Source organism: Mesorhizobium sp. A556, from assembly GCF_054489545.1.
On record NZ_JBTMXA010000003.1, the window covers coordinates 152,768 to 175,566 of the forward strand.

At 63.1% G+C, this 22,799-nt stretch carries 19 protein-coding genes; 6 read left to right on the forward strand and 13 right to left on the reverse strand.

Annotation, left to right across the window (positions count from 1 at the left end):
• Positions 1 to 18 precede the first annotated feature (18 nt).
• Complete coding sequence (locus ACX3P0_RS09205) at positions 19 to 1,821, reverse strand: ABC transporter transmembrane domain-containing protein (RefSeq protein ID WP_459087980.1); 1,803 nt, start codon at positions 1,819 to 1,821, stop codon at positions 19 to 21.
• Positions 1,822 to 2,026: 205 nt separating this feature from the next.
• Here ACX3P0_RS09205 and rpmE point away from each other — a divergent pair, with 205 nt between their 5' ends.
• The gene (gene rpmE, locus ACX3P0_RS09210; protein WP_459079335.1) at positions 2,027 to 2,248 is read left to right on the forward strand and encodes a 50S ribosomal protein L31; all 222 of its coding nucleotides are present in this window, start codon (positions 2,027 to 2,029) and stop codon (positions 2,246 to 2,248) included.
• Between the two features lie 131 nt (positions 2,249 to 2,379).
• Here rpmE and ACX3P0_RS09215 read toward each other — a convergent pair whose 3' ends face one another.
• From ACX3P0_RS09215 to ACX3P0_RS09245, 7 genes are all read right to left on the reverse strand, one after another.
• The gene (locus ACX3P0_RS09215) at positions 2,380 to 2,787 is read right to left on the reverse strand and encodes a F0F1 ATP synthase subunit epsilon (protein ID WP_459087981.1); all 408 of its coding nucleotides are present in this window, start codon (positions 2,785 to 2,787) and stop codon (positions 2,380 to 2,382) included.
• A gap of 108 nt (positions 2,788 to 2,895) precedes the next feature.
• A complete protein-coding gene (gene atpD, locus ACX3P0_RS09220; RefSeq protein WP_459087982.1) occupies positions 2,896 to 4,470 on the reverse strand; it encodes a F0F1 ATP synthase subunit beta in 1,575 nt (524 codons plus the stop codon).
• A 73-nt stretch (positions 4,471 to 4,543) separates the two neighbouring features.
• Positions 4,544 to 5,428, reverse strand: coding sequence for a F0F1 ATP synthase subunit gamma (locus ACX3P0_RS09225; RefSeq protein ID WP_459087983.1), 885 nt, complete (start codon positions 5,426 to 5,428; stop codon positions 4,544 to 4,546).
• A 25-nt stretch (positions 5,429 to 5,453) separates the two neighbouring features.
• Positions 5,454 to 6,983 (reverse strand): F0F1 ATP synthase subunit alpha, encoded by a 1,530-nt coding sequence (atpA, locus tag ACX3P0_RS09230; RefSeq protein WP_459079331.1) that lies wholly within the window; start codon positions 6,981 to 6,983, stop codon positions 5,454 to 5,456.
• Positions 6,983 to 7,543, reverse strand: a complete 561-nt coding sequence (locus tag ACX3P0_RS09235; RefSeq protein WP_459087984.1) for a F0F1 ATP synthase subunit delta — start codon at positions 7,541 to 7,543, stop codon at positions 6,983 to 6,985. Before ACX3P0_RS09235 ends, atpA begins: the two co-directional genes overlap by 1 nt.
• Before the next feature lie 235 nt (positions 7,544 to 7,778).
• Positions 7,779 to 8,174, reverse strand: a complete 396-nt coding sequence (locus ACX3P0_RS09240; RefSeq protein ID WP_459087985.1) for an AGROH133_08824 family phage infection protein — start codon at positions 8,172 to 8,174, stop codon at positions 7,779 to 7,781.
• A 101-nt stretch (positions 8,175 to 8,275) separates the two neighbouring features.
• The gene (locus tag ACX3P0_RS09245; RefSeq protein ID WP_459087986.1) at positions 8,276 to 10,459 is read right to left on the reverse strand and encodes a primosomal protein N'; all 2,184 of its coding nucleotides are present in this window, start codon (positions 10,457 to 10,459) and stop codon (positions 8,276 to 8,278) included.
• 110 nt (positions 10,460 to 10,569) lie between these two features.
• On the opposite strand from ACX3P0_RS09245, the gene fsa reads away from it, so the two are divergent.
• A complete protein-coding gene (gene fsa / locus ACX3P0_RS09250) occupies positions 10,570 to 11,223 on the forward strand; it encodes a fructose-6-phosphate aldolase (protein ID WP_459087987.1) in 654 nt (217 codons plus the stop codon).
• 175 nt (positions 11,224 to 11,398) lie between these two features.
• On the opposite strand, the gene lptE is transcribed toward fsa, so the two are convergent.
• A complete protein-coding gene (gene lptE, locus ACX3P0_RS09255) occupies positions 11,399 to 11,968 on the reverse strand; it encodes an LPS assembly lipoprotein LptE (RefSeq protein WP_459087988.1) in 570 nt (189 codons plus the stop codon).
• Positions 11,955 to 14,591, reverse strand: coding sequence for a leucine--tRNA ligase (gene leuS / locus ACX3P0_RS09260; RefSeq protein ID WP_459087989.1), 2,637 nt, complete (start codon positions 14,589 to 14,591; stop codon positions 11,955 to 11,957). Before leuS ends, lptE begins: the two co-directional genes overlap by 14 nt.
• Before the next feature lie 136 nt (positions 14,592 to 14,727).
• Between leuS and ACX3P0_RS09265 the strand changes: the two genes are divergently transcribed.
• The gene (locus ACX3P0_RS09265) at positions 14,728 to 15,390 is read left to right on the forward strand and encodes a YggS family pyridoxal phosphate-dependent enzyme (RefSeq protein ID WP_459087990.1); all 663 of its coding nucleotides are present in this window, start codon (positions 14,728 to 14,730) and stop codon (positions 15,388 to 15,390) included.
• 128 nt (positions 15,391 to 15,518) lie between these two features.
• Here the strand turns inward: ACX3P0_RS09265 and ACX3P0_RS09270 are convergent, their stop codons facing one another.
• Together ACX3P0_RS09270 and ACX3P0_RS09275 are read right to left on the reverse strand one after the other, a co-directional pair.
• Positions 15,519 to 16,625 (reverse strand): branched-chain amino acid ABC transporter substrate-binding protein, encoded by a 1,107-nt coding sequence (locus tag ACX3P0_RS09270; protein ID WP_459087991.1) that lies wholly within the window; start codon positions 16,623 to 16,625, stop codon positions 15,519 to 15,521.
• A gap of 168 nt (positions 16,626 to 16,793) precedes the next feature.
• Positions 16,794 to 17,066: an usg protein gene (locus ACX3P0_RS09275; protein WP_459087992.1), complete on the reverse strand. Its 273-nt coding sequence runs from the start codon at positions 17,064 to 17,066 to the stop codon at positions 16,794 to 16,796.
• Between the two features lie 273 nt (positions 17,067 to 17,339).
• Here ACX3P0_RS09275 and acs point away from each other — a divergent pair, with 273 nt between their 5' ends.
• Both acs and ACX3P0_RS09285 read left to right on the forward strand, forming a co-directional pair.
• Positions 17,340 to 19,295 carry an acetate--CoA ligase gene (acs, locus tag ACX3P0_RS09280; RefSeq protein WP_459087993.1) on the forward strand — a complete coding sequence of 652 codons (1,956 nt, stop codon included), beginning with the start codon at positions 17,340 to 17,342 and terminating at the stop codon, positions 19,293 to 19,295.
• A 16-nt stretch (positions 19,296 to 19,311) separates the two neighbouring features.
• Complete coding sequence (locus ACX3P0_RS09285; RefSeq protein WP_459087994.1) at positions 19,312 to 20,055, forward strand: MOSC domain-containing protein; 744 nt, start codon at positions 19,312 to 19,314, stop codon at positions 20,053 to 20,055.
• A 298-nt stretch (positions 20,056 to 20,353) separates the two neighbouring features.
• Here the strand turns inward: ACX3P0_RS09285 and ACX3P0_RS09290 are convergent, their stop codons facing one another.
• Positions 20,354 to 21,778: a TadE/TadG family type IV pilus assembly protein gene (locus ACX3P0_RS09290; protein WP_459079319.1), complete on the reverse strand. Its 1,425-nt coding sequence runs from the start codon at positions 21,776 to 21,778 to the stop codon at positions 20,354 to 20,356.
• A 353-nt stretch (positions 21,779 to 22,131) separates the two neighbouring features.
• On the opposite strand from ACX3P0_RS09290, the gene ACX3P0_RS09295 reads away from it, so the two are divergent.
• The gene (locus tag ACX3P0_RS09295) at positions 22,132 to 22,791 is read left to right on the forward strand and encodes an HAD-IA family hydrolase (protein ID WP_459087995.1); all 660 of its coding nucleotides are present in this window, start codon (positions 22,132 to 22,134) and stop codon (positions 22,789 to 22,791) included.
• Positions 22,792 to 22,799: the final 8 nt, after the last annotated feature.

A 22,799-nucleotide genomic window follows, 5' to 3' on the forward strand; every position in this document is an offset into this window, starting at 1 on the left:
GCTTGGAAGGCCGGTGTTCTATTCCGCCGCCGCGCCCTCGAAGGCGCGGGAACCTGTCTCGAACTGAAGCCGCGCCAGCCGCGCATAGATGCCGCCCTTGGCGACGAGGCTGCGGTGGGTGCCTTCCTCGACGATGCGGCCTTCGTCCATGACCAGGATGCGGTCGGCCTTCAGCACGGTCGCCAACCGGTGCGCGATGACGATGGTGGTGCCGCCCTGCATCAACCGCTCCAGTGCCGTCTGCACCAGCGTCTCGCTTTCGGCGTCGAGCGCCGAAGTCGCCTCGTCCAGAAGCAGGATCGGCGCGTCGCGCAGGATGGCGCGGGCGATCGCGATGCGCTGGCGCTGGCCGCCGGAAAGGGTCACGCCGCGTTCGCCGACCGGGCTGTCGTAGCCCTTTTCCAGCTTGAGGATGAATTCATCGGCAAGTGCATCCTTGGCCGCTGCCTCGATCTCGGCATCGGAAGCGCCCGGCCTGCCGAAGCGGATGTTGTCGCGGGCGCTGGCGGCGAAGACCGTGACGTCCTGCGGCACGATGGCGATCCGGTTGCGCACCGCCTTCGGGTCGGCATCGCGCACGTCGACGCCGTCGATCACGATGCGGCCCGTTTCGGGATCGTAGAAGCGCAGGATCAGCGAAAACACCGTGCTTTTGCCGGCACCCGATGCGCCGACGATGGCCACCGTTTCGCCGGGCTTCACGAAAAAGTTCAGGCTATGCACGGCGGTGCGGTCGGGGCGCGCCGGATAGGAGAAGGATACGCCCTCGAAGCTGACCGCGCCCTTGGCTGCGGCGGGCAGCATTTTCGGATGGGCGGGGGTTGCGATGCCGGGCACTTCGACCAGGATCTCGGTCAGCCGCTCGGCGGCACCGGCTGCCTGCGAAAGCTCGCCCCACACTTCCGACAAGGCGCCGAGCGCGCCGGCGGCGAACACCGAATAGAGCAGGAACTGGCCGAGGGTGCCCGGCGACAGCGTGCCAGCCAGCACGTCGCGAGAACCGAACCACAGGACCGCGACCACCGAAGCGAAAATGGTGAAAATGGCAAAGAAGGTCAGGAACGAGCGGGCAAAGATCGAGGCGCGCGCCGCCTGGAACGCCGTTTCGACCGCTTGCGAAAAATGGCTGGTGACAAGCTTCTCGTTGGTGAAGGCCTGCAGCGTGCGCACCGCGCCGATCTGCTCGCTGGCATAGGCGTTGGCTTGTGCCAGCGTATCCTGCGCCTGCCGCGACTTGCGCCGCACCGAACGCCCGAAGGCCACCAGCGGCAACACGATGATCGGGATGGCGGCAATGACGAGCCCGGAGAGTTTCGGGCTGGTCACCACCATCATGCCCAGCGCGCCGAAGCCCAGGATGACGTTGCGCAACGCCACCGATGCGGTGGCCCCGACCGCCGACTTGACCTGCGTGGTATCGGCGGCCAGCCGCGAGATGATCTCGCCGGTCTGCGCGGTGTCGAAGAAGGATGGGGAAAGCGTCGTCAGGTGCGAAAAGACCGAGCCGCGAATGTCGGCGACGACGCGCTCGCCCAGCGTGATGACGAAATAATAGCGCCCCGCCGAGGCCAGCGCCAGAACGGCCGCCATCGCCATCAGCATCAGGAAATAATTCGAGATCAAGGTCGAATCGGAGGTGGAAAAGCCGTGATCGATCATGCGCCGGACGGCCAGCGGCAGCGCCAGCGTGGTAACCGCCGCCATGGTCAGCGAAACCAGCGCACCGGCGACCAGGAAGCGGTAGCGTCCGATGAACGGGAAGAGGCGTCGGAGCGGCTTGAGCGAGCGTCTGCGCTCGTCTGCGCTGGTGGTTTGCGCCATTGGCTGGTTCCCTGCGCCTGGTTCTTCGCCGCATGCCTGAAATGGCAGGCTGTGGCCTTGTGGATCAGTTGCGACTGCTGTATAGGCTCCTCGACCGTTTTAGAAGCCGTAGCCCTTCAATAAGCTGCGGCTTCGCATTTTAGAAAGAGGCGCTTCGACGCAGGCCATCAGGCCGCTGCCGCGCCTTAAAGCCAGGATTAGACCGATGAAAGACAAGATCCATCCCGACTACCACGCCATCAAGATCGTCATGACCGATGGCACCGAGTACATGACCCGTTCGACCTGGGGCAAGGAAGGCGATACGATGAACCTCGATATCGATCCGACCACGCACCCGGCCTGGACCGGCGGCCAGCAGACGCTGCTCGACCGCGGCGGCCGCCTGTCGAAGTTCAAGAAGCGTTTCGAAGGTTTTGGGCTCTAAGCCGCGCCGCCTTTTCAGGATTTGAAAAACCCGCCCACGTGGCGGGTTTTTTGTTGCCGGTCGGGCGGCGCTTTCAGGCATAAAAAAAGCCGGGCGAACCCGGCTTTTGATCGTCATGAAATGTCGAAAAATCACGCCGGCAAAATGGCGCTCTCCAGCGTCGTAAGCTGGTGGAGATACTGCTCCGCCTTGGCGCGGCTGGCATCGTCCTTGGCGTCGGCGGCGTCTTCGCGCGCTTCCTGGATGCGGCGGGCGACATCGGTGCGGTCGATGTCGTTTACCGCGACCGCCGATTCGGCCAAAAGCGTGCAGCCGGACGGCAGGATGTCGGCGAAACCGCCAAACACAACGTAGCGTTCTTCCTGGCCGCTGGCACCCTTCACCGTGACCACGCCCGGCTGGATGGTGGTCATCACCGGGGCATGATGCGCCATGACGGTCATCTCGCCCTCGGCGCCAGGAATGACGACGGACTCGACCTGCTCGGAAACAAGCAGCCGTTCCGGCGAAACCAGTTCGAATTTGAAAGCTTCGGCCATGGCAAATTTAGCGAGTAGGGAATGGCGAATAGCGAATAGTTGAAAGAGACAACCTCACTACGCCGACCAATTTCCCTATTCGCTACTCCCTATTCACTAATCGCTTGATTACGCCGCTTCAGCAGCCAGACGCTGTGCCTTCTCGACCGCTTCCTCGATGGTGCCGACCATGTAGAAGGCGGCTTCGGGCAGATGATCGTATTCGCCGTTGCAGAGGCCTTTGAAGCCCTTGATGGTGTCGGCTAGGTCGACCAGCTTGCCCGGCGCGCCGGTAAACACTTCGGCCACGAAGAACGGCTGCGACAGGAAGCGCTCGATCTTTCGCGCACGCGCCACGGTGATCTTGTCCTCTTCCGACAACTCATCCATGCCGAGAATGGCGATGATGTCCTGCAGCGACTTGTAGCGCTGCAAGGTCGACTGCACCTGACGGGCCACCTGGTAGTGTTCGTCGCCGACGACCAGCGGGTCGAGCATGCGCGAGGTGGAGTCCAGCGGATCGACGGCCGGGTAGATGCCCTTTTCCGCGATGGAGCGGTTGAGCGTCGTCGTCGCGTCCAAGTGAGCAAACGAGGTCGCCGGCGCCGGGTCGGTCAAGTCGTCGGCGGGCACGTAAATGGCCTGCACGGACGTGATCGAACCCTTGTGCGTCGTCGTGATGCGCTCCTGCAACTGGCCCATGTCGGTGGCCAGCGTCGGCTGGTAGCCCACGGCCGAAGGAATACGGCCAAGCAGCGCGGACACTTCCGAACCTGCCTGCGTGAAGCGGAAGATGTTGTCCACGAAGAACAGAACGTCCTGGCCCTGGTCGCGGAAATACTCGGCAACGGTCAGGCCGGTGAGGCCGACGCGCGCACGGGCACCCGGAGGCTCGTTCATCTGGCCATAGACAAGAGCTGCCTTGGAGCCTTCGCCGCCGCCCTTCTTGTTGACGCCGGATTCGATGAACTCATGGTAAAGGTCGTTGCCCTCGCGGGTACGCTCGCCGACGCCGGCGAACACCGAGTAGCCGCCATGCGCCTTGGCGATATTGTTGATCAGTTCTTGGATCAGCACGGTCTTGCCGACGCCGGCACCGCCGAACAGGCCGATCTTGCCGCCCTTGGCGTAAGGTGCCAGCAGATCGAGAACCTTGATGCCGGTGATGAGGATCTGCGCTTCCGTCGACTGGTCGATATATTCAGGAGCCGGCTGATGGATCGAACGCATTTCAGTCGAGTCGACCGGGCCTGCCTCGTCGACCGGCTCGCCGATGACGTTGATGATGCGGCCGAGCATGCCCGGACCGACCGGCACCGTAATCGGCGCGCCCGTGTCATAGACCGCCTGGCCGCGAACCAGACCTTCGGTCGTGTCCATGGCGATGCAGCGCACGGTGTTTTCGCCGAGATGCTGCGCGACTTCGAGAACGAGGCGGTTGCCGACATTCTCTGTCTCGATCGCATTCAGGATCGCCGGCAGATTGCCTTCTTCGAACTGCACGTCGACAACGGCGCCAATCACCTGGCGAACCTTGCCGAGAGCCCCGGTCTTCTTGACCCCGGGTGTCGCGCTCTTGCTCGCGGCTGCCTTTGCCGGTGCAGCCTTGGCCGCTGCTGCCTTGGCAGGTGCCGCCGCCTTCTTTGCCGGTGCCGCGGCTGCCGCCTTCGCGGGTGCCTTTTGCGGGGTCGCTGCTTTCGCCATCGTGTTTACCCTTTTCGTCCGTGTTCTTGTCTCGCACAATCTTCGTGAAGGCTTCTGGCCTTCGGGATCGTGCCTAGAGCGCCTCGGCGCCCGAAATGATTTCGATCAGTTCCTTGGTGATCTGCGCCTGCCGCTGGCGGTTGTAGGTGATCGACAGCTTGTTGATCATGTCGCCGGCGTTGCGCGTCGCATTATCCATGGCGCTCATCTTGGCGCCCATCTCACCCGCCGCGTTTTCAAGCAGCGCATGGAAGACCTGCACCGAAATGTTGCGCGGAATGAGGTCGGAGAGAATTTCGCCCGGCTCCGGCTCGTATTCGTAAACCGCGCCGCCATTGGCTTCCTCGCCGCCGTCGGTGGCGGCAACGGCCGCCGGGATGATCTGCTGAGCGGTCGGAACCTGGCTGATCACCGACTTGAACTGCGAATAGAACAGCGTGCAGACATCGAAAGCGCCTTCGTTGAAAAGGCCGATGACCTTCTTGGCGATGGCGTCGGCATTGACGAAACCAAGCGTCTTGACCTCACGCAGATCGACGCGGTCGATGATGAGGGAGGCATAGTCGCGGCGCAGGATGTCGAAGCCCTTCTTGCCGACGCTGACGATCTTCACCGTCTTGCCGTCCGCGATAAGCTTGCGGGCATGCTCGCGGGCAAGCCGCGAAATCTGCGAGTTGAAACCGCCGCACAGGCCGCGCTCGGCGGTGCAGACGACGAGCAGATGCACGTCGTCCCGGCCGGTTCCCGTCATCAAGGCAGGCGCGTCGCCGCCGCCGCCAACCGCCTGGGCGATGTTGGCCAGAACGGCCCCCATGCGCTGCGAATAGGGACGTGCCGCTTCCGCGGCCTCCTGGGCACGACGCAGTTTCGCCGCGGCGACCATTTGCATCGCCTTGGTGATCTTCTGCGTCGCCTTGACGGAGGCAATACGGTTACGAAGGTCTTTCAGTGACGCCATGCTTCAACTCTAATCCTACGTGCGATCAGGCAAAAGTCTTGGCGAAGCTATCGATCTCCGCCTTGAGTTTTCCACGCAAATCGTCCGACAGCGCCTTTTCCTTGCGGATCTGGTCGAGGATTTCCTTGCCGGCTGCACGCATGTGCGACAGCAGGCCCTGTTCGAACCGGCCGACATCGTTGACCGCCAGCTTGTCGAGATAGCCGTTGACGCCGGCAAAGATCACCGCGACCTGCTCCTCGACCTTGAGCGGCGAGAACTGCGGTTGCTTCAAAAGCTCGGTCAAACGTGCGCCACGATTGAGCAGGCGCTGCGTCGACGCGTCCAGGTCGGAACCGAACTGCGCGAACGCCGCCATTTCGCGGTACTGTGCAAGCTCGCCCTTGATGGACCCGGCAACCTGCTTCATCGCCTTGATCTGGGCGGCCGAGCCGACGCGCGACACCGAGAGGCCGACGTTCACCGCCGGACGGATGCCCTGGAAGAACAGGTTGGTCTCGAGGAAGATCTGGCCATCGGTGATCGAGATCACGTTCGTCGGAATATAAGCCGACACGTCGTTGGCCTGCGTCTCGATGATCGGCAGGGCGGTCAGCGAGCCGCCGCCATGGTCTTCATTGAGCTTGGCCGCACGCTCGAGCAGGCGCGAGTGCAGGTAGAAAACGTCGCCCGGATAGGCTTCGCGGCCGGGCGGGCGGCGCAGCAAAAGCGACATCTGGCGATAGGCGACGGCCTGCTTCGACAGATCGTCGTAGGAGATCAGCGCATGCATACCGTTGTCGCGGAAATACTCACCCATGGTGCAGGCGGTGAACGGCGCCAGGAACTGCATCGGGGCCGGATCGGAAGCGGTCGCAGCAACGATGATCGAGTAATCGAGCGCGCCGCGCTCTTCCAGAACTTTCACGAACTGCGCGACGGTCGAGCGCTTCTGCCCGATCGCGACGTAGACGCAGTACAGCTTTTCCTGCTCGGGACCGTTGTCGTGAACCGACTTCTGGTTGAGCATCGTGTCGAGAATGATGGCGGTCTTGCCGGTCTGACGGTCACCGATGACCAACTCGCGCTGGCCGCGGCCAACCGGGATCAGGGCGTCGATGGCCTTCATGCCGGTCGACATCGGCTCGTTCACCGACTTGCGGGGGATGATGCCGGGCGCCTTGACGTCGACGCGCTTGCGTTCGGTGTACTTGATCGGACCCTTGCCGTCGATCGGATTGCCGAGCGCGTCAACGACGCGGCCGAGCAGGCCCATGCCGACGGGGGCGTCAACGATTGCACCGGTCCGCTTGACGACGTCGCCTTCCTTGATGTCGCGGTCGGCGCCGAAGATGACCACGCCGACATTGTCGGCTTCGAGGTTGAGCGCCATGCCGCGAATGCCGCCGGGGAACTCGACCATCTCGCCGGCCTGGACGTTGTCGAGGCCATAGACACGGGCAATGCCGTCGCCGACGGACAGAACCTGGCCGACTTCGGAGACCTCAGCCTCCTTGCCGAAATTCTTGATCTGGTCTTTCAGAATTGCGGAAATTTCCGCAGCGCGGATGTCCATCAGCCGACCTCTTTCAGTGCAAGCTTAAGCGAATTGAGTTTGGTTTTTAGCGAAGTGTCGATCTGGCGCGAGCCCATCTTGACCACCAGTCCGCCGAGCAGCGACGGATCGACGGTGACGGTGATCGCCACATCCTTGCCGGCGACGCTTTTCAGCGCGGCCTTCAGTTCGGTCTGCTGAGCCGGCGTCAGCGCGTGAGCCGAGGTGACGTCGGCAGACGTCTCGCCACGGTGTTCGGCGGCGATCTTGCGGAAGGCGCGGATCATGCCCGGCACCGCGAACAGGCGGCGATTGGCAGCAACGACGCGCAGGAAATTGCCCGCAAGCCCCTTGATCCCGGCCTTGTCGGCGACAGCCGCAATGGCCTTGGCCTGGTCTTCGCTGGAGAAGACCGGGCTTTTGATCAGGCGTTCGAGATCGGCGCTGCCGGCGAGCATCTTTTCGAAGCTGTTAAGGTCGGCCTCGACCTTGGCGACCGACTTCGCCTGGAGGGCAAGGTCGAACAGCGAGCCGGCATAGCGCTCTGCAACAGCCGAGATTGGCGATGACGATTGGGCCACGGACCGTCTTTTCTCTCAATTGACAGGCCGCAGATTGTTGGCGCGAGCAAAAACTCTGGCTAAATCTTTGACCTTACTACGTTTTCTCAAGCCAAGGGACACGGCTTCCGCATCCCCAAGCCGAAAGTCGATTGCCGTCTAGCACAGGCCTTTTAAGACCGCAATGCGTTGTCCGGATCGGTTTGGCGGCACTATTGTCGCATCCGGTGCCAGAACTCAACCGCTCGCCCCGGATTCAGGGCACAAAGCCGAAAGCGAAAGCCAGCGGCAGGGCGGCCAGCACCAGTTCGACCGCCGCGAAAACCCAGTTATAGGGCGTGTTGGCCCTGTCGGACATCATCGACAGCAGGCGGCCGAAGGCTGTGAACAACCAGGAAAAGCCGAGCGCCATGTAGAGCAGCGGCTGCGCAAGCAGGATGCAGCACAGGCCGACGCCGAGATAAAAGCCCGACATACGGCCGCGCGCTTCCGCGATCGCCGCCGGCTTTTCCGGCCTGGCCTGCAACCGCAGCGCTCGAAAAGACAGGCCGGGCGCCAGAAACAGACCCAAACCCAGCAGTACGGTGAACAGAGCGCTCGACCATGCCAGCCACTCGCCTTCGCTCATCGGCCACGGAAACGAATATTCCATTTTTTCCCCTTTTCGATGCGCGACGCCAACGCGCGCATCTTATCCGTACGTCAGCGCGTTTCCAGCGCCGTGCAAACACAATTTTGCCTGGTCGTGCCGCGTCACAAAAAACTCTGCGGGTCGATGTCCACCTGTACGCGCACCGAGCCGCGCACTTTCGGGCCGGCCGCCAGCATCGCCTTGACGAAGCCCTGCATGTCGGCCCGTTTTTCCCCCTGGATCAATAGGCGAAAACGATGCCGCCCGCCAAGCAGGGACAGCGGCGCTTCGGCCGGGCCGAGAACGAAGATGTCACCCGCTTGTGGTGCTGCCTGGCGCAGCCCCCGCGCATGGCCTTCGGCCTCGGCGCGGGACGCGGCACTGACGATGATGCCGGCCAGCCGGCCGAACGGCGGCAGCACGGCGCGCTCGCGTTCCGCCACCTCGCGCTCATAGAAGGCGTCGGCATCACCGGAGACGATCGCCCGCATCACCGGATGCTCCGGCTGATAGGTTTGCAAGAGGCCGAGGCTCTTCTTGCCGGTACGGCCCGCGCGCCCGGTAACTTGGCTCAATAGCTGAAAAGTACGTTCGGCGGCGCGCGGGTCGCCATTGGCGAGGCCGAGATCCGCATCGACGACGCCGACCAGCGTCATGTTCGGAAAATTATGGCCCTTGGCGACAAGCTGCGTGCCGATGACGATATCGGCCTCGCCCTTGGCGATGGCTTCCAGTTCCAGCCGCAGGCGGCGCACGCCGCCCAGCATGTCGGAGGACAAGACGATGGTGCGAGCCTCGGGGAAATGCTCGACGACCTCTTCGGCGATGCGCTCGACGCCCGGCCCGCAGGCGACAAGGTGGTCGAAAGTGCCGCATTCGGGGCAAGCATCGGGCCGCCGCTCATTGTGGCCGCAATGGTGACAGACAAGCTGGCCACGAAAGCGATGCTCGACCAGCCAGGCCGAACAGACCGGGCAGCCGAAGCGATGGCCGCAGACCCGGCACAGCGTCAGCGGCGCGTAGCCGCGCCGGTTGAGGAACAGCAGCGATTGTTCTTCCCGCTCCAGCGTTTGCCGCATGGCCGCGATGAGGATAGGAGATAAAAAACCGCCGCGCGCGGGCGGGGCCCGGCGCATGTCAACGGCCTGGAGTTGCGGCAAAGCGGCTTCCGCAAAACGCCCCGACAGCACGGCCCGCTCGTAGCGCCCCTGCGTGGCGTTGACCCGGCTTTCGACCGAGGGCGTTGCCGAGGCGAGCACGACGGGAAAGCCGCCGATATGGGCGCGCACCACCGCCATGTCGCGCGCATTGTAGAAAACGCGGTCCTCCTGCTTGTAGGCAGGGTCGTGTTCTTCATCCACGACGATCAGGCCAAGGTCCTTGAAAGGCAAGAACAGCGCCGAACGTGCCCCGGCAACGACTTTTAGCGTGCCTTCTGCCAGTTGCCGCCAGACCTTTTCGCGCATGCGCGGCGCAAGGTCGGAGTGCCATTCGCCGGGCTTTGCGCCGAAACGATCCTGAAACCGCTCGAGGAATGCGTGCGTCAGCGCGATTTCCGGCAAAAGGATCAACACCTGCTTGCCCCGGGCGAGCGCGGCCGCCACCGCTTCGAAATAGACTTCCGTCTTGCCGGAGCCGGTAACGCCGTCGAGCAGCGTGACGCCGAACGCCCCTGCCTCGACGCCCGCGCGCAGCATGTCGGCGGCGGCCTGCTGGTCCGGCATCAGGTCCGGCGCGGCATAGCTCGGGTCCGGCGGCACGACGACCGGGCGCGGCGGGATCATCACCGTCTCAAACACGCCCTGCGCCTTCAGCCCGTCGATCACCGTCGAGGAAACGCCGGCGGCATGCGCCAGGCCGGAGCGTGTCCACGCAAGCCCGCCCTCGGCCGTCTCCAGCACCCGCGCACGCGCCGCCGTCATCCGGTCTGGTTCGCCCGCAGTGCGTTGCAGGCCTTCGGTCCAGGGTTCGGGGTCGAAAGCTTCCGGCGCGCGCAACAGCATGCGCGCCACCATGCCGGGCGGCGACAGCGTATAGTGGGCAACCCAGTCGACGAAGCGGCGCATCGGTTCGGTGATCGGCGGGCAGTCGAAGACCTGCCCGATGGGGCGAAGCTTTTTCGCGTCGATGTTTTCAACCACGCCGTCCCAGACGATGCCGGCAACCTGGCGCGGTCCGAGCGGCACGCGCACGATCGAGCCCGGCACCACGCGCATCCCGTTTGGAACCGCATAGGTGTAGGGACGTTGCGCCGGCATGGGAACCAACACCGGCACGGCGGCATCAAAGGGCGAATCTCTATTCATCGGACGTGACCTTGCCCCGTCTTTGGTCTAGAGCAAAGCCCAACCAGTTAGAGTGAAGCCCAAGGCCGAGCGTGCCCTCCCGCCACCCGGAAAACACATAGGAGACCGCCATGAAGTTTTTTGTCGACACCGCCGATGTCAAGGACATCCGTGAACTGAACGAGCTTGGCCTCGTCGACGGCGTCACCACCAACCCTTCGCTGATCCTGAAATCGGGCGGCAAGATCGATGAAGTCACCCGGCAGATCTGTGAAATCGTCAAGGGCCCGGTCTCGGCCGAAGTGACCGCCACCGACTACGCCGGCATGATGGCGGAGGCCAAGGTGCTGGCCAAGATCGCCGACAATATCGCGATCAAGGTGCCACTGACCTTCGACGGGCTGAAGGCCTGCAAGGCGATCCGCTCGGAAGGTCGCATGGTCAATGTCACGCTGTGCTTTTCCGCCACGCAGGCGCTGCTGGCCGCCAAGGCCGGCGCGAGCTTCATCTCGCCCTTCGTCGGCCGCCTCGACGACACCGGCATCGACGGCATGGAACTGGTCGCCGAGATCCGGCAGATCTACGACAATTACGATTTCGACACCGAAATCCTCGTCGCCTCGGTGCGCTCCACCAATCACGTCAAGCAGGCGGCGCTCATCGGCGCGGATATCGCAACGGTGCCGCCGGCAACGCTGAAGGAACTGGTCAAGCACCCGCTGACCGACAAGGGACTGGCGCAGTTCCTCGCCGATTGGGCCAAGACCGGCCAGAAGATCGGCTGACCGCTGCGCCAGCCATCTAAAGGTTGGTTCCTTAGAGTCTGTTTGATAACTCGCCCAGCCGAGTCATATGGCGTGACTTTCGAGAACCGGAGCGGAGCGTACTACAGTACGTGAGCACCGGAAGCGCAGAAAGTTGCGGCAGATGACCGGCGGGGTAGAGTTTGCAAACGGACTCTCAGCGCTTGGCCAGGTCCTGGGCTATGGCCAGGCGCAAAAGATCGGCCAATTCCCGCGCAGCACGATCCTCGGCGTTGCGCAACGCGCGATAGGCGGCGAATTGCTGGGTCGGTATGTCGTAGGACGACGTCATGGAACGCCGACCGGAAGCTACTTGCTTGCCGGTCTTGGCGTCGGTCAAGGTGTAGGCGGCCGTCAGCGTCACGGTGCCGGCCGTGGGCACGTCTTCATTGGCGGACACCTGAACGGAGGCCGCCGACTGCACGGATTCGGAAACGCCGAGGTTGAGCGAATAGACCGGCGCCGCCGGCTGGCCGGCGCCGCCCGTAAGCGCGAAAATCAGATTGTTGCGAACCTGCTGGGCGTAGCGGCTGTCGACCGGCTTGATAGCGATGGAGGCAAGCTCGGCGGCCGGTGCGACCTGCGAACCCGCCGACAGCGGCGCGTTCGAATAGAGCGGGCGCACGGTGCAGGCCGAAACCAGCATTCCAGCGGCAATCAGGCCAAAAACCGCCACGCCGCGCATGGCCAGCGCCGTGCTCATCTTCCTGCTCTCAGGCAACCACATTGACGATCCTCTGAGGAACGATGACGATCTTGCGCGGCGCCTTGCCTTCGAGCGCCTTCTGAACGACGTCGAGAGCGAGCACGGCCTTTTCGATCTCACCTTGGTCCGCGTCGCGGGCAATTGTCAAATCGCCACGCTTCTTGCCGTTGATCTGCACCGGATAGGTGACGTCGTTTTCGACGATCAGCGCCGGATCGAATGCCGGCCATGGCTGTTCGGCTGCCATGCCTGTTCCACCTAGAACCAACCAGCACTCTTCCGCCAGATGCGGCATCATCGGCGCGATCATCACGGTCAGGAAATCGAGCGCCTGGCGCACACAGGCCGCACGCCCGTCCGTCGCGGCACCGCCGGTGGCGATTTCGCCGACATGCGGCGAAAGCACATTGGTCAGTTCGTAGAGGCGGGCGACGGCCTTGTTGAAGTGCAGCCGCTCGATATCCTCGCCGACGCCCTTCAGGATTTTGTGCGCGGCCCGCGAAACCGGCGCGAATTCGCCTCCGCGCGCGGGCTCCGGGCGAACCGCCTGCACATGCGGGGCGGCTTCCGCCACCAGACGCCAGACGCGCTGCACGAAACGGTGCGCGCCCTCGACGCCGGCTTCCGTCCAGATCACGTCGCGCTCGGGCGGCGAATCCGACAGCATGAACCAGCGCGCCGTGTCCGCGCCGTAGCTGGCGATGATGTCGTCGGGGTCGACCACGTTCTTCTTCGACTTCGACATCTTCTCGATGCTGCCGATCTGGATCGGCGTGTTGTCGGTCAACAGCGTGGCGTGGCGCTTGCCGTCGACTTCCTCGATCGCAACCTCGGCGGGCGTCACCCAGCCTTGCGGGCCTTTATAGGTTTCATGGACGACCATGCCCTGCGTGAACAGGCCCTCGAACGGTTCCTTGACCTCGTTCAGGTGGCCGGTGGCCTGCATGGCGCGGGCGAAGAAGCGCGAATAGAGCAGGTGCAGGATCGCGTGCTCGATGCCGCCAATATACTGGTTGACGGGCAACCAGCCGTTCTTGCCGTCGACATAGGCCAGCGTGGTCGGGGCCGTCTCGTTCCAGGGATCGGTGAAGCGGGCGTAGTACCAGGACGAATCCACGAACGTATCCATGGTGTCGGTATCGCGCCGTGCATCCTTACCGCATTTCGGGCAAGCGGTGTGCTTCCATGTCGGATGATGGTCGAGCGGATTGCCGGGCCGGTCGAAGGTCACGTCGGTCGGCAGTTCGACCGGCAACTGGTCGTCGGGAACCGGCACCGCGCCACAGACGTCGCAATGGATGACGGGAATGGGGCAACCCCAGTAGCGCTGCCGCGAGATCAGCCAGTCGCGCAGGCGAAACTGCACCTTGCGCTCGACTTGCGGGCGGTTGCCGACGCTGACGCCGGACAGGCGCGTCGCGACCTCTTCGAAGGCAGCTTCCGGCGTCATGCCATCGAGGAAGCGCGAATTGATCATGGTGCCGTCGTCGGTGAAGGCTTCTTCCGTTACCTGGAACGTCTTGGCGTCGGCACCCTCGGGCATGACCACGGGTACGACCGGCAGGCCGTATTTGTTGGCGAAGTCGAGATCGCGCTGGTCGTGGGCCGGACAGCCGAAAATGGCGCCGGTGCCGTAGTCCATCAAAACGAAATTCGCGACATAGACCGGCAGCGTCCATGCGGGGTCGAACGGATGGGTGACCCGAATGCCGGTATCGAAGCCGCGCTTTTCCGCCGTCTCCAGTTCCGCCGCCGACGTGCCGCGATGGCGCACGTCCTCAATGAAGGCGGCGAGTTCGGGATTGCCTTCGGCGGCCTTCTTCGCCAGCGGGTGGTCGGCGGCAATCGCCATGAAGGAAGCGCCGAAGATGGTGTCGGGGCGCGTCGTGAAAATTTCGAGTTCGCTTTTCCCGGCAGGCGCCGTGTCCGGGGCGAGCGGCCAACGCATCAACAGGCCCTGCGAACGCCCGATCCAGTTTTCCTGCATGACGCGGACTTTTTCGGGCCAGCGGTCGAGCGTGGCCAAGCTGTCGACCAGGTCCTGCGCCATCGAGGTGATCTTGAAGAACCATTGCGTCAGGTCGCGCTGCTCGACCGCAGCACCAGAGCGCCAGCCCTTGCCGTCGATGACCTGCTCATTGGCCAGCACCGTCATGTCGACCGGGTCCCAGTTGACTTTGGCCGACTTGCGCTCGGCCAGGCCGGCGCGCCAGAAATCCAGAAACATCTTTTGCTGGTGGCGGTAGTAGCTCGGATTGCAGGTAGCGATCTCGCGCGACCAGTCGAGCGACAGGCCCATCGTCTTCAACTGGCCCTTCATCGTCTCGATATTGGCATAGGTCCAGTCGCGCGGATTGACCTTGTTGTCGCGCGCGGCGTTCTCGGCCGGCAGGCCGAACGCATCCCAGCCCATCGGATGCAGCACGTTCTCGCCCTTGGCGCGGTGATAGCGCGCGACGACGTCGCCCATCGTATAGTTGCGGACATGGCCCATATGGACGCGCCCCGACGGATAGGGGAACATTTCCAGCACGTAGTATTTCGGGCGCGGATCGTCGTTACGGGTTTCGAACAGCTTTTTGGCGTCCCAAGCCTTCTGCCATTTAGGCTCGGCCGCGCGCGGATTGTATCGTTCGGTTGCCATGATCGGTTTTTCACTTAAGAAGGCGGGGAAACCCCGAGATTTACGTGTGGAGATCGTGGTTCGGGTCTTCACCACGGTTTGGCAAACCCGTCAACCACAAGGGCGCCTGCCGGCGCGAAAACGGAGAAATTGAGCCATGGGCGATGCAGTCGAACAGCTTGCCGGCGTCAAGGCAAAGATCGCGGCGGCCGAGCGGGCAGCCAAGCGCGAAAGCGGCTCCGTCACGCTGGTCGCCGTCTCCAAGACATTCGACGCCGATGCCGTCCGGCCGGTGATCGAGGCAGGGCAGCGCGTCTTCGGCGAAAACCGCGTACAGGAAGCGCAGGGCAAATGGCCGGCGCTCAGCGAAGAATTCCCCGACATCGAACTGCATCTCATCGGGCCGCTGCAATCCAACAAGGCGAAGGAAGCGGTGGCCCTGTTCGATGCCATCGAGACGGTCGACCGCGAGAAGATTGCGGCCGAACTCGCCAAGGAGATGGCGAAGCAAGGTCGGGTGCTGAAACTGTACGTGCAGGTCAACACAGGCTCCGAACCGCAAAAGGCGGGGATCGAGCCGCGCGAGGCGGTCGCCTTCGTCCAGCGTTGCCGCGATGTCCACAAACTGGCCATCGAAGGGCTGATGTGCATTCCGCCGGCGGATGAAAACCCCGGCCCGCATTTCGCGCTGCTGGAAAAGCTGGCGCGCGAAGCCGGCGTGGAAAAACTGTCCATGGGCATGTCGGGCGACTACGAGGTCGCCGTCGCCTTCGGCGCGACCAGCGTGCGTGTCGGCTCGGCGATTTTCGGCGGTAGGTGACGGTACTACCCCTCATCCGTCTCGCCGCTACGCGTCGAGACGGATGAGGGGTAGTGCCGCACACTCCCCTCCAAACAAAAAAGCCGGGAACTTTGCCCCGGCCTTCCTATTGATGCGTGTCCGAAAAATTACTCGGCGGCGACGATCTTGCTGTCTTCCCACTTGAACAGGGAGAAGCTCGGCGAGGACAGATCGCCGTTCTCGCCATAGGTCAGCTTGCCGATGGCGGTCTGGACCGGCTCGCCGTCCTTCAGCGCGGCAGCGACCGCAACGGCGTCATCGGCCTTGCCGACCTTCTCGATGCCGGCCTTGATGACCTGCACGGCGGCATAGGCGTTCAGCGTGAAGGCTTCCGGCGGAATGCCCTTTTCCTTCAGCACGGCCACGGCCTCGGCCGAATCCGCGTTCTTGAGCGCGTCGGAAGCGTTGGTGAACAGCGTACCCGCCGCCGCCTGGTTGCCAATCGCCCAGTATTCGGTGTTGGACAGGCCTTCGCCGCCGATGATCTGCGCCTTCACGCCGCCGTCAGCGAGTTGGCGGGCAAGCAGGCCGCCCTCGGGGTGATAGCCGCCGAAATAGATCACTTCGGCGCCGTCCTTCTTCAGCCGGCCGACGATCGCGGAATAATCCTTTTCGCTGGGCGTGATGCCTTCATACAAGACTTCGGTCTCGCCGCCGGCGTTGATGGCGGCCTTGAAGGCATCAGCCAGGCCTTTGCCGTAGGTTCCCTTGTCGTGGATGATGGCGATTTTCTTGCCCTTCAGGTGGTCCAGGACGTATTTGGCGGCAACTTCCGCCTGCTGGTCGTCACGGCCGCAGGTGCGCAGCACGTTGGTCAGGCCGCGATTGGTCAGGTCGGGCGCGGTCGCGGTCGGCGTCACCATCAGCACGCCGTTCTCGGCGAAGACGTCCGACGCGGCCATTGCCACGCCCGAAGTCACTGGGCCGACGACGAAGCGAACGCCATCGCCTACCAGATTGTTGGCGGCCGAAACGCCCTGCTTGGGATCGCCGGCGTCATCGGCGAGCTTCAGCGTAACCTGCTCTCCCAGGATGCCGCCACTCTTGTTGATCGTATCGACCGCGGCTTGCGCGCCGTTCTTGACCTGATCGCCATAGGCGGCGACCGCTCCGGTCAGCGGCGCGACCAGGCCGATGACGATATCCGCATGCGCCATGGGCGCGAAGGCAAACGAGGCAGCCAGCGCGACGCCAGCTAACAAACGGTTTTTCATGGGTTTTCTCCTTGTGCGACGACCGACCCGGTTCATCGTAACCAAGGCATTCCAATAGCCCTTGCCGGCAGGCTTTGCAACTGAGCCGCCTTTGCAAGCGAGAGCGAATGCTTGCGCCAGCATCTCCTGCGAACGCAGGTTGCACAAGGCTTTCAGCTCGATGTGCTTTCAGTGCAGCACGAACTCGCCGTCCACCTTGCGCCATTCGTTGGGCGCGATCAGCTTGCGGTGCGTGTAGGTGATCGAATGAAGCGGGCCGTCGAGCTTTTCCTTCCAGAACTCGATGAACCGGACCAGCACCGGAAAGGCGGGAGCGATATCGTAGTCCTGCCAGACGAAACTTTGCAGCAGATGCGGATGATCGGGATAATGGTAGAGGATGTTGGCCGTCGTCAGGCCATAGCCCTTCAGCATCAGATCCAGTTCGGATTGGTCCCTCATATCGCCCTCGCAAGCCTTGAGCACCGGTCCTTCGCCATCGGAGTCTGCGCCGGGATGGTTAACCAATGGTTGAAACGCGGCAAGCGCGCTTTGGCTCCGTCCGCAGGCGATCGGGCAGCGGCCCACAGCGCCGGCTGCGTCATCACGCCGCTGCCATTCGCAGGTCTGATGTTGCCGTAATGGCGTAAGTGGTAATAATACCACGGGTGCGCGACCGTTCGCCGCGCTGTTGCTTGCCGCATGCCGGCGACCGACCAGGGAGAGGAACCAGGAATGTCAGAGGTTTATGTCCACGAAGTACAGCCGGCGTGGAAAAAGAATGCGCTGATCGACAATGAAACCTACCAGAAATGGTATGCCGACAGCGTCAACGATCCTGACAAGTTCTGGGGCGAGCACGGCAAGCGCATCGACTGGTTCAAGCCCTACACCAAGGTGAAGAACGCCTCTTTCGAAGGCGACGTGTCGATCAAATGGTATGAGGATGGCCTCACCAATGTTTCCTACAATTGCATCGACCGGCATCTGGAAAAGCGCGGCGACCAAATCGCCATCATCTGGGAAGGCGACGACCCCTCGGACGAAAAAAAGGTCACCTATAAAGAGTTGCACGAGCATGTCTGCCGCTTCGCCAATGTGCTGAAGAAGCATGGCGTCAAACGCGGCGACCGCGTCACCATCTATATGCCGATGGTGCTGGAAGCGGCCTATGCGATGTTTGCCTGCACCCGTATCGGCGCCATTCACTCCGTCGTGTTCGGCGGCTTCTCGCCCGACGCGCTAGCCGGCCGCATCACCGACTGCAAGTCGCATTTCGTCATCACCGCCGACGAGGGCCTGCGCGCTGGCAAGCACATCCCGCTGAAGGACAATACCGACAAGGCGATCGAGATTGCCGCCCGGGATGGCATCAAGGTCGACAAGGTCATCGTGACGCGCCGCACCGGGGGCAAGATCGACTGGGTCGAGGGCCGCGACTACTGGCTGCACGAAGAGGCCGCGTCTGTCGAGCCGAATTGCGAGCCCGAACATATGAAGGCGGAAGACCCGCTGTTCATCCTCTACACATCGGGCTCGACCGGCAAGCCGAAGGGCGTGCTGCACACCACGGGCGGCTATCTCGTCTATGTGTCGATGACCCACCAATATGTCTTCGACTATCATGATGGCGACATCTACTGGTGCACCGCAGATGTCGGCTGGGTGACCGGCCATTCCTACATTCTCTACGGGCCGCTCGCCAATGGCGCGACCACGCTGATGTTCGAGGGCGTGCCCAATTATCCGACGCCGTCCCGCATGTGGGAGGTGGTCGACAAGCACCAGGTCAACATCTTCTACACGGCCCCGACCGCGATCCGCGCCCTGCGCGGCGTTGGCGACGAATGGGTCCAGAAAACCTCGCGCAAATCGCTGCGCATCCTTGGTTCGGTCGGCGAGCCGATCAATCCGGAAGCCTGGGAGTGGTACTTCAACGTCGTCGGCGAACAGAAGTGCCCGGTCATCGACACATGGTGGCAGACCGAAACCGGCGGCATCATGATCTCCCCCCTGCCGGGAGCCATTGATTTGAAAGCCGGTTCCGCCACCCGTCCGTTCTTCGGCATTGTTCCGGAACTGCTGGACGGTGACGGCAATATCATCGAGGGCGAAGGTAGCGGAAATCTGTGCATTCAACAGGCATGGCCGGGCATGACGCGCACCGTCTACGGCGACCATGAGCGCTTTGTGCAGACCTATTTCTCCGCCTACAAGGGCAAGTATTTCAGCGGCGACGGCTGCCGCCGCGATGAGGACGGCTATTACTGGATCACCGGCCGCGTCGATGACGTCATCAACGTGTCGGGGCACCGCATGGGCACGGCGGAAGTGGAATCCGCGCTCGTCGCCCATGACAAGGTGGCGGAAGCCGCCGTCGTCGGCTACCCGCACGACATCAAGGGCCAGGGCATCTACTGCTACGTCACGCTGGCCGAGGGCGTCACGGCAAGCGACGAGTTGCGCAAGGAACTGATCGCGCATGTGCGCCACGAGATCGGCGCAATCGCCACGCCCGACAAGATCCAGTTCGCGCCCGGCCTGCCGAAAACCCGCTCCGCCAAGATCATGCGCCGCATCCTGCGCAAAATCGCCGAAGACGATTTTTCGGCGCTGGGCGACACCTCGACGCTGGCCGATCCGTCCGTCGTCGACGACCTGATCGCCAACCGCCAGAACAAGCGGGCGTGAAGTAGGTCGACTGGTGATGATGACCGATCTCGGGCAGATAGAAGCGCTATGGCGCTATCCGGTGAGTTCACTCGCCGGACAGCCGATGCACGAGCTTTTATTCGGGCCGGGCGGCGCGGAAGGCGACCGCGTCTACGGACTTTTCGACGTGGCGAGCGGCATCGTTGCCGCTCCCGACAGGAATCCGGCGAAGTGGGCCCAGGCGCCCCGCATCCGCACGCGGTTGTCGGGCGAAGGCGGGCTGGAAGTGGCCCTTCCCGACGGCGAATGGCTTGCCGCGCCGGCCGTCATGAGCGACCGGGCGATCAGCGACTATCTCGGCTTCGAGGTTTCGCTCCGGCCTTATCTCGGCGACGGGCCGCAACCGGCGGACGGTTCCGCCATCGCCCCGCGCTACCAGAAGGCGCCCATACACCTACTCACCACCGCCTCGATGGCGCGGCTCAAGGCGCTGCATCCGGCCGGCGATCCCGATCCCCGGCGCTTTCGCCCGACCATCCTGGTCGACATGCCGGCGGTCGAGGGCGAATTTCCGGAATCCGGCTGGCTCGGTCGTCGTCTTGCCATTGGCGAGGTCGAACTGACGGTTTCCGAGCCGTGCCGCCGCTGCGGCTTCACCATTATCGCCCAGGACAATTTCGATCACGACCCTGGCATCCTGCGCAACATCGTTCGCCACAACGCGCATAATTTCGGCGTCTACTGCACGGTCGACCGGCCGGGCCGCATCGGCCTCGGGGAGCCAATGCGGTTTCTATAATTCGGTCAGCCCTTGCCAACTCGGCCGGGAGACCCCATCCTTAGCCCCGTGTTCAACCAATCGAAAGGAGGTGATCCGATGTCGAGTGATTTCGTTTTGCGTTGCGTGGTCTCGGCGGATCGTCTCTTCGGGAAGCAGCCTTCCTGAAACGGCGTGACGCGCGGTTGATGGCTTGAGAAGCCGTCCCAAGGGCCGCGCCTGCAACGAAAGAACGGGGCCGTCGCTTCAGCCGAAGCGACGGCCCTTTCTCTTGCGGGCATGCATTTGCCACCCACGAGTGCCATTCATGCAGTTCGGCCTATTTGGTCAACGCCAGGCGCTCGGTGTTCGCGATGATCTCCTTGAAGGCAGCGTCTAACTCCGGGCCGGTCGAAACATCGTAGAAGTGCTTCAGGGAGGATGTGTCGTCGGTGGCGCAATCCTTCAGCACAGCGCGCGCCTGGCTGGACTCGGACGTGGGCAGAGCGAAGCCGATGGTGAAGACGGAGATGCCTGCCTTTTTCATGTTGGCGCAGACGCTTTCGGCATAACTGCGCGATTTTGTGCTTTGGTCGTTTTGCGGCTGATTGTTCCTGTCGTCGCTGACCGGCACGCCCGCGAACGCGGTATTGAACGCGCCATCGGTCATCAGGATCGCCACCTTCGAGACCTTTTTCGAGTCGAAATTCGCCGGCCCCACACCCAAGCCAGCCGATTTGATCGTCGGAGCCCATTTCGGGGACAGCATATAGTATCCCCACTGCGCGGCGATTCCGCCAGCGGTTACGCCGTCCGCCTCGAAATCCCTGATGGTTGCCAGCAGCAAGTCCTTGTCCGCCGTCAGCGGCACCAGGTTGGCCAGAGGGCATATCTCGAGACGGTCATCACGATTGACCTTGGCGAAATACTCCTCGTCCTTGCCGTTACGACGAACGATGCGGATCGAATCGGGAGCGTCGTCCGAGAAATCGGCGCGGCCATCCTTCATTTTGCGCTCCGTGGCGCAGTTGTCCTGCGAACTGGTGAGCGAAACGAGGGTCGCGCCGGAATTGGCAGGCGGCAGATCCGGACCGCCGGGCTTCTCATAAAAAACGGTATTGGCGGCAAGCCCCCCGGCATTCACTCCTTCGGCATAAGGCACTATGGCCACCCGCACGCGCGGCTCGGCGCCGGCGACGTTGCCCCTGAGCAGGGCTTCTACGGCGTTCCGCGCCGCAGTCTGCAGATCGCCGATCTTATCCTTGTTGCCCGACTTCCTCATCGATCCAGTAATATCCAGCATCATCGCCACTTCGATCTGCTTGTCCGAATAGACCGCTGCGCCGACATTCGTGACGCGGCGGCTATTGGGCATGCCGAAAAGCGGAAAATAAAGCGGCACGTCGACATGGGCCGCGGCCTCCACCGTTTTCGCCGTCCTGTCGATGGTCAGCCTGTCGAGAACGATCTGGTCGTAAGTCAGGATGCCGCCCGTGCTGTTGGCGGTGAGAAACGCCTTCACCATCTTGGGTGCGTCGGCTTCCGTGATGTCGCCGAGCGTGATGCTGCGCGCCGTCGACGTGACGGCCGCATCGACGGCGTTGCGCAGCGCCGACTTGGCGTTCATGAGTTGCGCTGTATCGACGGCGAAGCCCACGGCAAGCGCCAGGACGGACGATGCCACGCCGAAGATGATGGCGAAATTGCCTTTCCGGTCCCGTGCGAAAATGCCTGCCGTCCGATTCAAATTTCCAAGAATCCGCATGATGCCTCCTATGCCGCTTGGCATGGGCAATGCAGGATCGTTGCCAGATGGGGCGTCGATGCCGGGCCGGCACGGCAATCTCAGCACAACATATTGATTTTGCTAGATTTACGGAGCGCTTATAGTGAATGAGCGGTAAACGAAATCGCGGCATCGCCGCCTGGTTTACCGATTGCTAACCATGCCCGGTTTTGCCTTTCCGGCGAGCGCGGCCCATTCCCGATACGGCACAGGCGTGCTGTCTCAAATACGGTCAACCGCACGGGCGTTTCGCCTCTCTTGCCCACTCGCGGTCCGGTCCATGCCGTGCAAGGATGGTCGAAGGCCGACGAAAAACGATGGAGCCCGAACGAATGCTGAAGATCGCCGGCCGGAAATTTGCGGCCTTCCTGTTCGACATGGACGGCACCATCCTCGATTCATCCAGGGTGGCGAGCCGGATATGGTCGGAATGGGCGGTTCGCCAAGGATTGGACGTGGAGGCGTTCATGCCGACCATCGCCGGCGTGCGGGCCATCGAGACCATCGCCCGGCTGGCGCTGCCCGGTATCGACGCCGCCTATGAGGCCGACGAAATCACGCGCGCCGAGATCGCCGATGTCGAGGGTATTCATGCCATCGATGGCGCGTTGGCGTTTTTGGCCGCGCTGCCCCCGCATCATTGGGCGATCGTCACCTCCTCGCCACGCGAACTGGCGCGGCGGCGGCTGGAGGCCGTCGGCATTCCCGTGCCGGCCGTTATCGTCACCGGCGAGGACGTGTCCCGCGGCAAGCCCGCTCCCGATTGTTTTCAACTGGGGGCAAAACGGCTCGGCGTTGATGTGCGCGATTGCCTCGTCTTCGAGGATGCGCCGGCCGGCATCGAGGCGGCGGAGGCTGCAGGGGCGGCGGTTGCCGTCATCACCGCCAGCCACCGCGATCGTTACGAGACGCGGCATCCGACGTTTGCCGATTACACCGGGCTAAAAGCCGTGGCGGACGCCGATGGCGGCATCTGGCTACATTCGGATTGATCCGAATG

Bases quoted from the DNA above. Each gene is read 5' to 3' on its own strand.
- ACX3P0_RS09205 (WP_459087980.1), bottom strand. From the start codon at position 1,821: ATGGCGCAAACCACCAGCGCAGACGAGCGCAGACGCTCGCTCAAGCCG.
- rpmE (WP_459079335.1), top strand. From the start codon at position 2,027: ATGAAAGACAAGATCCATCCCGACTACCACGCCATCAAGATCGTCATG.
- ACX3P0_RS09215 (WP_459087981.1), bottom strand. From the start codon at position 2,787: ATGGCCGAAGCTTTCAAATTCGAACTGGTTTCGCCGGAACGGCTGCTT.
- atpD (WP_459087982.1), bottom strand. From the start codon at position 4,470: ATGGCGAAAGCAGCGACCCCGCAAAAGGCACCCGCGAAGGCGGCAGCC.
- ACX3P0_RS09225 (WP_459087983.1), bottom strand. From the start codon at position 5,428: ATGGCGTCACTGAAAGACCTTCGTAACCGTATTGCCTCCGTCAAGGCG.
- atpA (WP_459079331.1), bottom strand. From the start codon at position 6,983: ATGGACATCCGCGCTGCGGAAATTTCCGCAATTCTGAAAGACCAGATC.
- ACX3P0_RS09240 (WP_459087985.1), bottom strand. From the start codon at position 8,174: ATGGAATATTCGTTTCCGTGGCCGATGAGCGAAGGCGAGTGGCTGGCA.
- ACX3P0_RS09245 (WP_459087986.1), bottom strand. From the start codon at position 10,459: ATGAATAGAGATTCGCCCTTTGATGCCGCCGTGCCGGTGTTGGTTCCC.
- fsa (WP_459087987.1), top strand. From the start codon at position 10,570: ATGAAGTTTTTTGTCGACACCGCCGATGTCAAGGACATCCGTGAACTG.
- lptE (WP_459087988.1), bottom strand. From the start codon at position 11,968: ATGTGGTTGCCTGAGAGCAGGAAGATGAGCACGGCGCTGGCCATGCGC.
- leuS (WP_459087989.1), bottom strand. From the start codon at position 14,591: ATGGCAACCGAACGATACAATCCGCGCGCGGCCGAGCCTAAATGGCAG.
- ACX3P0_RS09265 (WP_459087990.1), top strand. From the start codon at position 14,728: ATGGGCGATGCAGTCGAACAGCTTGCCGGCGTCAAGGCAAAGATCGCG.
- ACX3P0_RS09270 (WP_459087991.1), bottom strand. From the start codon at position 16,625: ATGAAAAACCGTTTGTTAGCTGGCGTCGCGCTGGCTGCCTCGTTTGCC.
- ACX3P0_RS09275 (WP_459087992.1), bottom strand. From the start codon at position 17,066: ATGAGGGACCAATCCGAACTGGATCTGATGCTGAAGGGCTATGGCCTG.
- acs (WP_459087993.1), top strand. From the start codon at position 17,340: ATGTCAGAGGTTTATGTCCACGAAGTACAGCCGGCGTGGAAAAAGAAT.
- ACX3P0_RS09285 (WP_459087994.1), top strand. From the start codon at position 19,312: ATGATGACCGATCTCGGGCAGATAGAAGCGCTATGGCGCTATCCGGTG.
- ACX3P0_RS09290 (WP_459079319.1), bottom strand. From the start codon at position 21,778: ATGCGGATTCTTGGAAATTTGAATCGGACGGCAGGCATTTTCGCACGG.
- ACX3P0_RS09295 (WP_459087995.1), top strand. From the start codon at position 22,132: ATGCTGAAGATCGCCGGCCGGAAATTTGCGGCCTTCCTGTTCGACATG.